Raw genomic sequence first — 12,674 nt, forward strand, 5'->3', positions numbered from 1 at the left:
GGTGGAGGGGTGGGACGCAAGCGGGCGGCACGGCGTGAGGGGATGACGGTGCCCGGGTGGGCGTGGTGGTTGCCGTGTGTGCTCGCGCCGGTGGTGCTGCTCAACGTCGCGGTGGCCTGGTTCGGCAACAGCTTCGTGTCGCCGCTGTCCTTCTCGTTCCTGGAGGCCAAGGCGGGCGCGCTGCGCGCGTATCTGGCGCACCGGCCGTCGTGCCTGGTGGAGGGACACGCGCCCCTGGAGCCCGTCATCGACGCGGCCGAGCGCCGGCACCGCCTTCCCCCGGGGCTGCTGCGCGCGCTGGTGCAGGTGGAGTCGGAGACGCGCGTGCACCGCATCTCCCCGGCGGGAGCCATGGGGCCCGGACAGTTGATGCCCGGCACCGCGGCCATGCTGGGCGTGAAGGACCCGTTCGACCCGGAGCCGGCGATTGACGGCAGCGCGCGCTATCTGGCCCAGCAGCTGCGGCGCTTCGGTGACGTGCGGCTCGCGGTGGCCGCATACAACGCGGGCCCAGGCTCCGTGAATGGCCGTGTGCCGCGCAATGGCGAGACGGAGTTCTACGTGCCCAAGGTGCTCGCGGCGTGGGAGCTGACACGCCCGCCTCCGCCGCGGAAGGCGCCGCCCGCGGTGAAGCCCGTGGCGAAGCCGAAGCCGAAGCCGGTGGCTCCGGCACGCTCAAAGGCACCGGCGTCCGCGGCGAAGGAGCCGAAGAAGCCCGCCGCGCCCGCGGAGAATGGCCGGAGCTGAGGCGGGCGCAGCGCCTTACAGCGCGCGAGCCGCTGCCGGGTCCAGCCACACCTCGACGTCCGGGTGGAGCTGGAGGAAAGAGGCGGGACACCGGGGGGACACGGGGCCCTTCACCATGCCGCGCACCGCCTCCGTCTTGGACTCGCCGAAAGCCAGCAGCAGCGCCTGCCGTGCCTGGAGGATGCTGGCCATGCCCAGCGTGAGCGCCTCCATCGGCACGCGCGACGGGTCATCCCCGAAGAGCATGAGGTTGGCCTCGCGCGTCTGACGGCTCAGCCGCGTCCGGTGACACCGCGCGCGCAGTCCGTCCGCCGGCTCGTTGAAGGCCAGGTGCCCGTTCGAACCGAGCCCCAGCAGCACCAGGTCCAGTCCGCCCGCTTCGGCCAGCCGGGCCTCGTAGCGCGCGCACTCCGCCTCCGCGTCCTCCACCGCACCATCCAGGAACTGGATGTTCGCGGGCGACAGGTTGACGTGCTGGAAGAGGTGCCGCTCCATGTAGGCGCGGAAGCTGCCCGCGTCGTCCGCCGACACACCCAGAAACTCATCCAGGTTGAAGGTGCGGACCTGGGCCCAATCCAAACCGCCGCGTGTGAACAATTCCACCAGCTCCCGGTACACATTGAGCGGCGTGCGCCCCGTGGGGAGCCCCAGCACCAGGGAGGGGCGTGCCGTCACCGCTCGGGCGATTCGCTGGGCGCACGTGGCGGCGGCCTCCCGCTCGGAATCGAAGACGCGGATGCGCATGGGTCCGAAACATAGGCATGCACCGGGTGCGCTTCCAGGCCGCGTGAATCATGACAGAGTCAGGGACATGGACCCCTTTGTCAGTCTCGACGCGACGGCACAGGCGGAGCTCGTCCGGCGCCGGGAGGCCACGCCGCTCGAGCTCGTGGATGCGGCCATTGCCCGCATCGAGCGCCTCAACCCGACGCTCAACGCAGTCGTCCAGACGCAATTCGACCAGGCGCGCGAGCGAGCCCGGGGAACGCTGCCTCCGGGCCCCTTCACCGGCGTCCCCTTCCTGCTCCAGGACCTGCTCACGGCCCAGGAGGGTCACCCGCTCACTCACGGCTCGCGCTTCGGGAAGGACTACGTTCCAGACCAGGACAGCGAGCTGGTGAAGCGCCACCGGCGCAGCGGCCTGGTGGTGCTGGGCAAGTCGAACACGCCGGAGATGGGGCTGCTCCCCACCACGGAGGGCGAGCTGCACGGGCCCTGCCGCAACCCCTGGGACACCTCGCGCTCTCCGGGCGGGTCCAGCGGCGGCGCGGCGGCGGCGGTGGCCAGCGGCATGGTGCCCTTCGCCCACGCGACGGACAGCGGCGGCTCCATCCGCATCCCCGCCGCCGCATGTGGCCTCTTCGGCCTCAAGCCCACCCGGGGCCGCAACCCCATGGGCGGCGACATCGCGGACGCCGTCCACTGGCTCGTCACCGAACACGCCCTCACCCGCTCCGTGCGAGACAGCGCGGCGCTGCTCGACGTCACCTGCGGCGCGGACGCGGGGACGCCGTACCAGGCCCCAGCCAAGGCCCGGCCCTATACCCAGGAGGTCAACACGCCCCCGGGCCGCCTGCGCATCCGCGTGGCCGTACGAAACCCCATGGGCGCCGCGCTCCACCCGGAGTGCCTGGCCGCCATCCACTCCGCGGCCCGGCTGCTGGAGGACCTGGGCCACCACGTGGACGAGGGCAGCCTGGAGGTGCCCGGTGATGACGCGGTGGGCCAGCACTTCATCACCGTGTGGACCGCGGGCGTCGTCTTCAGCATCGACGCGATGGCCGAGCGCCTGGGACGCAGTCCGGAGGCTTCGCACTTTGAGCCCTTCACCTGGGCCCTCTACCAATATGGCCTGGACCAGGGCCTGTCCGCCTATCTGCGCGCCAGCGCGGAATTGCAGCGTCACAGCCGCGCCGCGCTCCATCACTTCGACGACGTGGACGTCTGGCTGATGCCCACCCTCAACGAGCTCGCGCCGCCACTGGGCACGTTCTCCTCGCCACCGGGCGAGCCCCTGGCCCCGCTGCTCCGCGCGGGCGCCTTCGCCTCCCTCTGCCCGATGGCCAACACCACGGGGCTGCCCGCCATGAGCCTGCCGCTCCACTGGAGCCCGGACGGCCTGCCCGTGGGCGTTCAGTTCATGGGGCGCTTTGGAGATGAAGCCACCCTGTTCCGGCTCGCCGCCCAGTTGGAGGCTGCCCGCCCCTGGGCCCAGCGTCGTCCACCGGTGTTCGGATAGATGGTTGGAAGGTCCCCGGGTGAGCGCTCGGGCGAACTTGGACATCGCGTCTGGCGCCGGGCGCGATAGAACGTTTCTCCATGAAAGTCGCCGTGCTCACCGGCGGGGGCGACTGCCCCGGCCTGAACGCCGTCATCCGCGCCGTCGTCCGCCGCGCCAACGCCCACGGCTTCGAGATGATGGGCCTCCGAGATGGCTGGAAGGGGTTGTTGGAGGACAACCACTTCCGCCTCACGCGTGAAACCACGTCCGGAATCCTCCACCGGGGCGGCACCATCCTCGGCACCTCGCGCGTCAACCCGTTCAAGGTCGAAAACGGGCTGGAGCGCGTCAAGCGCGCCATCGAACGCAACGGCATCCACGCCGTCATCGCCATTGGTGGTGAAGGCACGCTGTCGGCCGCCACGCGCATGTCGCAGGAAGGGCTGCGCATCGTCGGTGTGCCGAAGACCATCGATAACGACATCAACGCCACGGACTTCACCTTCGGCTTCGACACGGCCGTCGCCATCGCCACCGAGGCCATTGACCGGCTGCACTCCACCGCGGAGTCGCACAAGCGCGTCATCGTCTGCGAGGTGATGGGCCGTCACGTAGGCTGGATTGCCACCTACGCGGGCATCGCTGGCGGCGCGGACGTCATCCTGGTGCCGGAGATTCCCGCCGACCTGGCGAAGGTGGCCGAGCACATCCAGCGCCGCCACGCGGGCGGACGCACCTTCTCCATCGTCGTGGTGGCGGAGGGCACGCGCATCAAGCTGTCCGCGGACCAGCAGGAGCAGCTCGTCACCAGCGGAGCGCTGGACGAGGCAGGCAGGCCCCGGCTCGGTGGCGTGGGCACCATCCTGGCGCACGAAATCGAGCGGCGCACCGGCTTCGAGACGCGCGTGTCCGTGCTGGGCCACATCCAGCGCGGCGGCGCCCCCACCGCGCATGACCGCGTGCTCGCCACCCGCTACGGCGTCCACGCCTGCGACATGGTGGCTCGCGGCGAGTTCGGGAAGATGGCCGCGCTGCGAGGCAACGACATCATCAGCGTGGACCTGTCGGACGCCACCCGCGAGCTCAAGCGCGTCCCGCAGGAGTTCTTCGAAGTCGCCCAGGTCTTCTTCGGCTGACGCGACGCAGCATCGCGGAGCGCGGATGAAGCACGGGTCCGCGCTCCGTTAGCATCGGCACCTCCTCACGCCGTCACAAGGAAGGGTGCCGATGCTGCCAGGCCGCATGATGGATTTCCCGCTCACGCTGAGCCACTTGATGGAGCGTGCACGGACGTTCTACCCACGCTCGGAAATCGTCAGCCGCAACCCGGACAAGTCGCTGCACCGCTACACGTACGCGGACTTCTACGCGCGCACGTGCCAGCTGGCCAACGCGCTGACGCGGCTGGGCGTGAAGGCGGGGGACCGGGTGGCCACGCTGAGCTGGAATCACTACCGGCACCTGGAGGTGTATTACGGCGTGCCGTGCATGGGCGCGGTGGTGCACACGCTCAACCTGCGCCTGCACCCCAATGACCTGGGCTACATCGCGCGGCACGCGGAAGACTCCGTGGTGGTGGTGGACCGCTCGCTGCTGCCGCTGTTCGAGAAGTTCAAGGACGCGGTGCCCAGCATCCGCCACGTCATCGTGGTGCCGGACGCGGGCCCCGCGCCGGAGGGGACGCTCGACTACGAAGCACTGCTGGCGGCCGAGTCCCCGGACTTCGACTTTCCCCAGCTCGATGAGAACTCCGCGTCGATGCTCTGCTACACGTCGGGCACCACGGGCAATCCGAAGGGCGTGCTCTACAGCCACCGCTCCACCGTGCTGCACGCCCTGGCGTGTTGCATGACGGACGTGACGGGCATGCGCGAGGCGGACGCGGTGATGCCGGTGGTGCCCATGTTCCACGCCGCCGCGTGGGGACTGGCCTTCGACGCCGTCCTCACCGGCGCGAAGCTGGTGCTCCCCGGGCCGCACCTGGACCCGCCCTCCCTGCTGGACTTGATGGCGGCGGAGAAGGTCACCCTGGCGGGCGGCGTGCCCACCATCTGGATTGGCATCCTCGCGCTGCTGGACCAATCGCCGAACAAGTGGGACCTGAGCAGCATGCGGTCGATGCTGATTGGTGGCTCGGCGGCGCCTCCGTCTCTGATTGAGGGCTTCCAGCAGCGGCATGGACTGGAAGTGGTTCACGCGTGGGGCATGACGGAGATGAGCCCCGTCGGAACGATGGCGAAGGTCAAGGGGCCGCTGCGGCAGGCGGCGCCAGAGACGAAGTCCTCGGCGCGGGCGTCCCAGGGGTTCGCGCTGCCGTTCGTGGAGACGCGCGTCGCCAGCGACGACGGCACGCTGCTGCCCTGGGATGGGGAGACGATGGGCGAACTGGAGGTCCGGGGGCCCTGGGTCGCGTCGTCCTACTTCAGCGACGAGGGCGCGGACCGCTTCACGAAGGACGGCTGGTTCAAGACAGGCGACGTGGTGACCATCGACTCGCACGGTTACGTGCGCATCTGCGACCGGAGCAAGGACGTCATCAAGTCGGGCGGTGAGTGGATCTCCTCCGTGGCGCTGGAGAACGCGCTGATGGCGCACCCGGCGGTGCTGGAGGCGGCCGTCTTCGCTGGGAAACATCCGAAGTGGGATGAGCGCCCGCTGGCCGCGGTGGCACTGAGGGAGGGACAGCAGGTCACGAAGGAGGAGCTGACCGCGCACCTGGCGGGCCAGTTCGCGAAGATGTGGCTGCCGGATGACTATGTCTTCGTCCCGCAGGTGCCGCGGACGTCCACCGGCAAGTTCCTCAAGACGAAGCTGCGCGAGGACTACGGCGACCACCTGCTGAAGAATCCGAAGGCGGACGCGGCGACGTAGACCGCGATGAGGCAGTGACCTCCACGCGTCCACCTCTGACGCGCGGAGGTCACTTCTGGCCCTGCGCTAGTTGCCACCCAGGCAGATGCCGTCGCAGGTGACCTCCACCTGCCCGTCTGGCCGCAGGAACCGGTCCACCTGCTCCCGTCCGTCGTCATCCCGGCGCACGCCTTCGTGAACGGCATTGTCGGCAGCCGGCAGGTCCGCCACGGTGCCGGGCAGCGGCGGCGGCAGCCCGAAGTCGAACTGCACCAGCGCCGAGCCCTCCACCGTTCCCTCTGCCGCGGGCAGCATGGGCACGCGCCAGGTGGCGGGCAGTTGCTGCGTCAATCCCATGGCGCGGGCATGCAGCTCGGTGGCCACGTTGGGAACCTGCGCATCCCCCAGGCCGTACTGCACCAGCACCCGACGCGACGCGGGCGCTCCGGGATACAGCTCCTGGAGCACGTGCGGCGCATAGGTGAGCGGGTCGATGCGGTCGAAGGACGTCTGCGTCAGCGCCGCGAACTTCTGCTGGTCGAGCGCGTCCGGCACCGTCTGGGCAATCGCATCCAGGAACATGCCGAAGGGCCGGGCGCGGAACATCATCAGCGAGAAGTCCGCCCCGCCCACGCTGAACACGGCCCGTGAGACGTGCGGCGACAGCGCGACGTACGTGCCGCCCAGGATGTGGCCCTGGCTGATGCCGTAGAAGTACGTCTGCTCCGGGTCAAAGACGCGCACGCCGTCGTCCTGCAGCTCGGTCAGCGCCCCCAAGGTCGTCCGGGCCGCGTACGTCACGGCGAGCTGATTCACCATGCCCTGGTGGACGCGGTCGGTGAAGCGCAGCGTCTGGCCAGGGTTGCCCGCCATCGCCTGGAGCACGCCCGGCGCGTCCGTCTGTGACATGCCCCACCAGTCCACCGTCAGCACCACCATCCTCGTGGCCTGGATGAAGGGCCGGACGAAGGAACCATCCGCCTCCGCCTGCCGGCCGAAGAAGCCGTGGCCGTACTGGAGCAAGCGCACCGGCGCCACGGACTGCCCCCAGACGCTGCGAGGAATCTGGAGCGTGAAAGGCACCTCCGCGTCGCCATTGCGCCGCACACGGCCTTCCTCGTCACGGGCGAGCAGCGCACCAGGCTGGTCGCTCTCCAGGAAGAGTGGGACGCGCAAGGTGCCGGTGATGCGCCGGGCGACGTTGGCGTCCACGTCATCTCGCACCTCCGTCACCGTGACGGCGGGGGGCGTGGCCTCCAGCGCCTCCATCGCCAGGCGGCGCACCTGGAGCATGTCCTGCGTGACGCCCTCTTGCGACTCGGTGGTGAAGTCCCACGCGAGCTGGAGCTCCGCGCGCGGCACACCCGCGGCCTCCAGCGCCGGGAAGATGTCCGCTTCGTATCTGGCGGCCAGGGGCGCCAGCAGCGGGTCTCCCGCCGTCTGGCCATCCCGGATGCGCCGGAAGCCCTCGGGCACCGGCACGGGCGTGCCGTCCTTCGCCGTCAGCCCGCGCAGCGCGATGATGTAGCGGGCCGTGTTGCGCAGCCGCACTGCGGGCCGCAGCAGCAAGGCGCGGCGCGCGTCGTCCGGAGCCCTGGGGTCCAGCTCCGCGAAGTGGAGCACGCCCTCGCCGCGCTCCGCGTCGAGGAACACCGTGTTCCCATTCGTCGCTGCGGTGGGGCTCGTCACCGACGGCAGGCGCGCGTCATCCACACCGTCCGGAAAGAGCGCGAGCACCTGCGTGCCGTGGGAGTAGCCGTCCGCCGGGTGGAGGTCCGTGAAGTCGAACGCGGCGCCGTCCGGTGCCTTCAGCTTCGCCGCTTCGGAGAGGCGCACCCGGTGGCCGGACGGCAGCGCCGCATCCTCCTCGAGGAAGTAGTCGGAGGGGTATGGCAGGAGGCAGTCATGCTCGGAGGCCAACGGGTTGCAGCCCGCGGGCACCATCAGCGGAGGCAGCTCCTCACCCGCATCGGGCGTGCCGCTGTCTCCCGCATCCGGGCTCCCACTGTCGCCCGCGTCGGGCAATCCCGCGTCCGGTGGCGCGCCTTCATCCGAGTCGCCGCAGGCGGGAGCCACCGCCAGCAACCACGCCGTCAACAGTCCAGCGCCATACCGCTTCATCCGCATCATCATGTCGTCGCTCCTGGAGGGCTTCGCGGAAGGGGTTCAGCTGCCCCGGCGCGATGAAAGCGGACGCATTTCCCTCAAGAAAGGTCGCGCGCGTCATGGCGCGGAAGGACGGCGCGGCTCCCGACCGGCGGTGGACACTCCATGGGGAATGGACGCGCTCCAGCGCCAACTTCGCGCAACGCGGTCTATGGTGCGAGCACCATGCCGTCCGTCAAGCAACTGCGCCCGTTCGCTCTGGCAACCCTGGAAGCTTTCCTCGAAGCATCCGGCCGCGTCGTGCTGGTCCAACAGCCTCCCGAGCCCGTCTTCCAACAGGTGGCCATGCGGCTCGGCGAGGCACGCACCGTGGGCATGGCCCACCGGACACGGCTCGTGGACCGGCTGTTCGTCATGCTGCGCGGGTTCGATGCCCTGGAGGTCCACTTCCTCAGGCCGGAGGCGGAGGGAGAGGAGTTCTCCGTGGGGCGCATCGAAGGCTGCTCCCTGGTGGTACCCGACCCGTCCGTGTCCAAGCACCACGCGACACTGCGGTGGCACGCCCAGGCCGGTGACTGCTCGGTGCGCGACCAGGGTTCCATGAATGGCACCTGGGTCAACGCCTCCTCGCTGGGGCCGGACCAGGACCGGATGCTCAACGACGGCGACGCCCTGGCCTTTGGCGATGCCCAGTTCCTCTACCTGCGCACGGAGACGCTCCACGCCCACCTGCGGATGGCCAGTCCCAGCCGGGGCTGAGGGGCCGGGGACGGAACATTCCGTCCAAGCCCCAGCCACTTCCTGCGGCGCGTGTCGCCCGCCCCGGCTATGACTGTTCCCCTTCACGCTACGGGAGCACCGTCAATGGGCAGGCTGCTGTTCCTCCTCGTCTTCAACGTCGGCGCCTGGGCCGTGCTCCGGTCGCTGTGGCCCGGCCTGCTCCGGAAGTGGCGCCTGGGTGCCTTCGCGCTGGGGACCTTCCTGTCCCTGGTGGCGTGGCTCTACTCCGCGGTGGCCGGACGGCACGCGCAGCTTCCCGTGGGGGATGCGGCCCTGCGCGTCTTCTCCGTGGGCTGGTCCGTCGCCATCATCATGATTGTCCTCGCCGGCGCGCCCTTCCTCCTGCTGCGCAGGTGGCTGGACCGGCCCGCCCGTCAGGAGCCGCCCCTCACCGCGCCCGAGGCCACCCCCGCCCCGCCGGTGAACATGGCGCGCCGCAACCTGCTGACGAACGCCGGCCGCGCGGTGCCGTTGCTGGCGGCCGGGACGAGCTCGGTGGGGCTCGCCAACGGCTACACGCAGTTCTCCGTCCGCGAGGTCGACATCCACCTCTCCGGCCTGCCTCCGGCGATGGACGGGTTCCGCATCGGCCAGATTACGGACGTCCACGTCGGCACGTTCATCGACACCCAGTACCTGCAAGACGCCGTGCGGGCGATGAACGACGCCAAGGTGGACCTCCAGGTGATGACGGGCGACCTCATCGACGACCTGGACCAGCTCGACGGCACCATGGCGGCGCTGTCGGAGTGCAAGGCCCGCCACGGAATGCTCGCCATCCTGGGCAACCATGAGCACTGGCGCGGCCTGGAGGCCATCCTCCAGGCCTACGCCGACGTGGAGGCGCGCGGCGGCCCCGTGCGCCTGCTGGTGGACACGTCCCATGCCTTCGAGCACGCCGGCCAGCGCGTGCGCGTGGTGGGCGTGGACTACCCCATGTCCGGCCGCAGTCACCGCGTGAAGGCGGAGCGCATGCAGCAGTCCGCGGAAGCCGGCTTCCGCGACGTGGCACCCGAAGAGGTGGTGCTCTGCCTGACGCACCATCCGGACTTCTTCCCGCTCGCGGCCGAGCGCGGCGCCCGGCTGACGCTGGCCGGCCACACCCACGGCGGACAGGTGGCCTTCCTGGGCGTCTCGGCCTTCTGGTTCGCCTTCAAGTACATGCTGGGCCGCTACCGCCACGGCGACCACCAGCTCTACGTGTCCGGCGGAACGGGGCACTGGCTGCCCTTCCGCATCGGCGTACCGACAGAGGTGACGGTCCTCACGCTTCGCGCGACGGGAGCGCCGGCTGCTGGCCGTACGTCTTGAACTTCTCCAGGACGCGCGCCATCTCCGCGCCGTCCAGCAGCACCGGTTCACCCACCTGGAGCGCCCGCCAGTACATGGCGGCCAGCGTCTCCACTTCGACGGCCAGCTTGAAGGCCGCCGGCAGGTCCCTGCCCACCGCCACCATGCCGTGGTTCGCCATCAGGCAGGCCTTGCGCCCCTCCAGCGCGGCCAGCACGTGGGCCGCGAGCTCCGGCGTGCCGAACGTGGCATAGGGCGCGCAGCGCACGTCCGTGCCGCCCGCGGCGGACACCATGTAGTGGAAGGCGGGAATGCCCCGGTGCAGGCACGCCAGCGTGGTGCAGAACATGGAGTGCGCATGCAGCACCGCGCCCACCTCCGGCCTGGCGGCCAGGATGTCCCGGTGGAGCTGCCACTCCGAGGACGGACTCCGGCGACCCTCGTGGCTGCCGTCGAAGCGCATGAGGACCAGGTCCTCCGGCACCAGCGAGTCGTAGTCCATGCCGGTGGGCGTCAGCAGGAAGCCGGCCTCCACCCGCACGCTCAGGTTGCCGGAAGTGCCCTGGTTGAGCGCGGACGCATTCATCCGCCGCGCGGTGGCAATCATCGACTCGCGCAGGGCGAGGTGCTCGCACGCACCGCTCATTCCGCCCTCCCGCGCCGCTCCGGAAAGAGCGACAGCAGCCCGTCATGCGAAGCCGGGCACACGCCGCGCTCGGTGATGAGCGCCGTCACCAGCCTCGCGGGCGTCACGTCGAAGGCGTAGTTCGCCGCGGGGCTCCCCTCCGGCGTAATCCGCACCGTGGCCACCTCGCCCGACGCCAAACGTCCGGTGACGTCGCTCAGCTCCGTGCCGTCGCGCTGTTCAATCGGAATCTCACGCACCCCATCCCGCAGCGTCCAGTCGATGGTGGGCGAGGGCAGCGCCACGTAGAAGGGCACGCCGTTGTCCTTCGCCGCCAGTGCCTTGAGGTAGGTGCCAATCTTGTTCGCCACGTCGCCCTGGGCCGTGGTGCGGTCCGTGCCGACGATGCACAGGTCCACCTGCCCGTGCTGCATCAGGTGGCCCCCCACGTTGTCCGCGATGACGGTGTGCGGGACGCCGTGCTGCCCCAGCTCCCAGGCCGTGAGCTGCGCGCCCTGGTTGCGCGGGCGCGTCTCGTCCACCCAGACGTGCACGGGGATGCCCGCGTCGTGCGCCTGGTAGATGGGCGAGAGCGCGGTGCCGAAGTCCACCGTGGCCAACCAGCCGGCGTTGCAGTGCGTGAGCACCTCCAGGCGGCCCTGGCGCCCCTTGCGCGCCCAGGCGTCCTCCAGGAGCTTCAGGCCGTGCGCACCGATGGCGCGGTTGATGGCCACGTCCTCGTCGCTGATGGCCTCCGCGCGGCGAAGCGCGGCAGCCACCCGTTCAGCGGGAGGCAGCGGCGCCAGGAGCTGGCGCATGTCATCCAGGGCCCAGTGCAGATTCACGGCGGTGGGGCGCGTACCCCGCAGCACCGCGAGCGCGTGCTCCAACGCGCCGTCCGAGGCATCCGCGCGCAAAGCCAGCCAGACGCCATAGGCCGCGGTGGCACCGATGAGGGGCGCGCCACGCACCTGCATGCTCCGGATGGCATGAGCGGCTTCATCCAGCGTCGTCAGCCGCACGGTGACGAGCGCATGCGGCAGCCGCGTCTGGTCAATGGCCTCCGCGGCCTGCGCGTCCGGCGCCAGCCAGATGGAGCGCATCGGCTTGCCATGGACCTTCATCGGCGCAGCACCCGGCCCGCCACCGCGGACAGCTTCTCCACCATGGCGGCGTCCCAGGCCGGGGGCGCGGTGATGATGGCGTGGTCCAGCGCCCTGTGGCAGCCCTGTGCACAGGGGCCGGTATGCGACCCGAGCAGCGGCACCACGTTCTTCACCAGCCCCTTCGCCTTGCCCGCGTTGCCCAGCAGCACGGAGACAACCTGGTCCACCGTGACGGCGTCATGGTCCGGATGCCAGCAGTCGAAGTCGGTGACCATGGCCACCGTCGCGTAACAGAGCTCCGCCTCCCTCGCGAGCTTGGCCTCCGGCATGTTCGTCATGCCGATGACGTCGCAGCCCCAGCTCCGGTACATGTGGCTCTCCGCGACGGAGGAGAACTGCGGCCCCTCCATGGCCAGGTACGTGCCGCCCCGGCGCGCGACGACGCCCAGGCCCTCGCACGCGGAAATCACCGCGTCCCCCAGCCGCGAGCACACCGGCTTCGCCATGGAGACGTGCGCCACCAGCCCCGTGCCGAAGAAGCTCTTGTCCCGGGCGAAGGTCCGGTCGATGAACTGGTCCACGACGACGAAGGTGCCCGGTGGGTATTCCTCGCGCAGGCCCCCCACGGCGGACAACGACAGCAGGTCCGTCACCCCGCTGCGTTTGAGCGCGTCGATGTTCGCGCGGAAGTTGATGTCCGTCGGCGCCAGCCGGTGGCCTCGCCCGTGACGCGGCAGGAAGACGACGCGGTGCCCTCCGAGCGTGCCGAAGCACAGCTCGTCCGAAGGCTCACCGAAGGGGGACGTCACCTTCTTCCATTCGACGTCCGTCAGGCCATCCATCTGGTACAGGCCACTGCCACCAATGATGCCGATGACGGGCGAGGTGGGGTTGGACATGCGGCGGGCTCCCGGTGGACGCCGGCACAAGGACTGCGCCGGCGGCAGGG

General features: G+C 70.3%; 11 protein-coding genes. 6 read left to right on the forward strand and 5 right to left on the reverse strand.

What is annotated here, in order from left to right; translation table 11 throughout:
* Positions 1-9 precede the first annotated feature (9 nt).
* Complete coding sequence (locus tag FL344_RS02665; RefSeq protein WP_141617394.1) at positions 10-747, forward strand: lytic transglycosylase domain-containing protein; 738 nt, start codon at positions 10-12, stop codon at positions 745-747.
* Between the two features lie 15 nt (positions 748-762).
* Here FL344_RS02665 and FL344_RS02670 read toward each other — a convergent pair whose 3' ends face one another.
* The gene (locus FL344_RS02670) at positions 763-1,491 is read right to left on the reverse strand and encodes a glucosamine-6-phosphate deaminase (protein WP_141617395.1); all 729 of its coding nucleotides are present in this window, start codon (positions 1,489-1,491) and stop codon (positions 763-765) included.
* Between the two features lie 67 nt (positions 1,492-1,558).
* Here FL344_RS02670 and FL344_RS02675 point away from each other — a divergent pair, with 67 nt between their 5' ends.
* The 3 genes from FL344_RS02675 (at position 1,559) to FL344_RS02685 (ending at position 5,839) form a co-directional block, all read left to right on the forward strand.
* Positions 1,559-2,986, forward strand: a complete 1,428-nt coding sequence (locus tag FL344_RS02675) for an amidase (protein ID WP_141617396.1) — start codon at positions 1,559-1,561, stop codon at positions 2,984-2,986.
* A gap of 80 nt (positions 2,987-3,066) precedes the next feature.
* Positions 3,067-4,104 (forward strand): 6-phosphofructokinase, encoded by a 1,038-nt coding sequence (locus tag FL344_RS02680; protein WP_141589277.1) that lies wholly within the window; start codon positions 3,067-3,069, stop codon positions 4,102-4,104.
* Between the two features lie 91 nt (positions 4,105-4,195).
* Complete coding sequence (locus FL344_RS02685; protein WP_141617397.1) at positions 4,196-5,839, forward strand: long-chain fatty acid--CoA ligase; 1,644 nt, start codon at positions 4,196-4,198, stop codon at positions 5,837-5,839.
* Positions 5,840-5,905: 66 nt separating this feature from the next.
* Here the strand turns inward: FL344_RS02685 and FL344_RS02690 are convergent, their stop codons facing one another.
* Positions 5,906-7,951, reverse strand: coding sequence for a hypothetical protein (locus tag FL344_RS02690; RefSeq protein ID WP_141617398.1), 2,046 nt, complete (start codon positions 7,949-7,951; stop codon positions 5,906-5,908).
* Between the two features lie 198 nt (positions 7,952-8,149).
* On the opposite strand from FL344_RS02690, the gene FL344_RS02695 reads away from it, so the two are divergent.
* Positions 8,150-8,683: an FHA domain-containing protein gene (locus FL344_RS02695; protein ID WP_141589280.1), complete on the forward strand. Its 534-nt coding sequence runs from the start codon at positions 8,150-8,152 to the stop codon at positions 8,681-8,683.
* Between the two features lie 105 nt (positions 8,684-8,788).
* Positions 8,789-10,015 carry a metallophosphoesterase gene (locus FL344_RS02700; protein WP_194862965.1) on the forward strand — a complete coding sequence of 409 codons (1,227 nt, stop codon included), beginning with the start codon at positions 8,789-8,791 and terminating at the stop codon, positions 10,013-10,015.
* On the opposite strand, the gene FL344_RS02705 is transcribed toward FL344_RS02700, so the two are convergent.
* The 3 genes from FL344_RS02705 to FL344_RS02715 are packed head-to-tail and all read right to left on the reverse strand — an operon-like array spanning position 9,969 to position 12,624.
* The gene (locus tag FL344_RS02705; RefSeq protein ID WP_141617400.1) at positions 9,969-10,640 is read right to left on the reverse strand and encodes a class II aldolase/adducin family protein; all 672 of its coding nucleotides are present in this window, start codon (positions 10,638-10,640) and stop codon (positions 9,969-9,971) included. The genes FL344_RS02700 and FL344_RS02705 overlap by 47 nt on opposite strands.
* Positions 10,637-11,743: an S-methyl-5-thioribose-1-phosphate isomerase gene (gene mtnA, locus FL344_RS02710; RefSeq protein ID WP_141617401.1), complete on the reverse strand. Its 1,107-nt coding sequence runs from the start codon at positions 11,741-11,743 to the stop codon at positions 10,637-10,639. Before mtnA ends, FL344_RS02705 begins: the two co-directional genes overlap by 4 nt.
* Positions 11,740-12,624 (reverse strand): S-methyl-5'-thioadenosine phosphorylase, encoded by an 885-nt coding sequence (locus FL344_RS02715; RefSeq protein ID WP_141617402.1) that lies wholly within the window; start codon positions 12,622-12,624, stop codon positions 11,740-11,742. The genes mtnA and FL344_RS02715 overlap by 4 nt, the downstream gene beginning before the upstream one ends.
* Positions 12,625-12,674: the final 50 nt, after the last annotated feature.

Source organism: Myxococcus sp. AB036A, assembly GCF_006547355.1.
In the GTDB taxonomy this organism is placed as follows: Bacteria; Myxococcota; Myxococcia; order Myxococcales; family Myxococcaceae; genus Myxococcus; species Myxococcus virescens.

Bases quoted from the DNA above. Each gene is read 5' to 3' on its own strand.
- FL344_RS02670 (WP_141617395.1), bottom strand. From the start codon at position 1,491: ATGCGCATCCGCGTCTTCGATTCCGAGCGGGAGGCCGCCGCCACGTGC.
- FL344_RS02695 (WP_141589280.1), top strand. From the start codon at position 8,150: ATGCCGTCCGTCAAGCAACTGCGCCCGTTCGCTCTGGCAACCCTGGAA.
- FL344_RS02675 (WP_141617396.1), top strand. From the start codon at position 1,559: ATGGACCCCTTTGTCAGTCTCGACGCGACGGCACAGGCGGAGCTCGTC.
- FL344_RS02700 (WP_194862965.1), top strand. From the start codon at position 8,789: ATGGGCAGGCTGCTGTTCCTCCTCGTCTTCAACGTCGGCGCCTGGGCC.
- mtnA (WP_141617401.1), bottom strand. From the start codon at position 11,743: ATGAAGGTCCATGGCAAGCCGATGCGCTCCATCTGGCTGGCGCCGGAC.
- FL344_RS02690 (WP_141617398.1), bottom strand. From the start codon at position 7,951: ATGATGATGCGGATGAAGCGGTATGGCGCTGGACTGTTGACGGCGTGG.
- FL344_RS02685 (WP_141617397.1), top strand. From the start codon at position 4,196: ATGCTGCCAGGCCGCATGATGGATTTCCCGCTCACGCTGAGCCACTTG.
- FL344_RS02705 (WP_141617400.1), bottom strand. From the start codon at position 10,640: ATGAGCGGTGCGTGCGAGCACCTCGCCCTGCGCGAGTCGATGATTGCC.
- FL344_RS02680 (WP_141589277.1), top strand. From the start codon at position 3,067: ATGAAAGTCGCCGTGCTCACCGGCGGGGGCGACTGCCCCGGCCTGAAC.
- FL344_RS02715 (WP_141617402.1), bottom strand. From the start codon at position 12,624: ATGTCCAACCCCACCTCGCCCGTCATCGGCATCATTGGTGGCAGTGGC.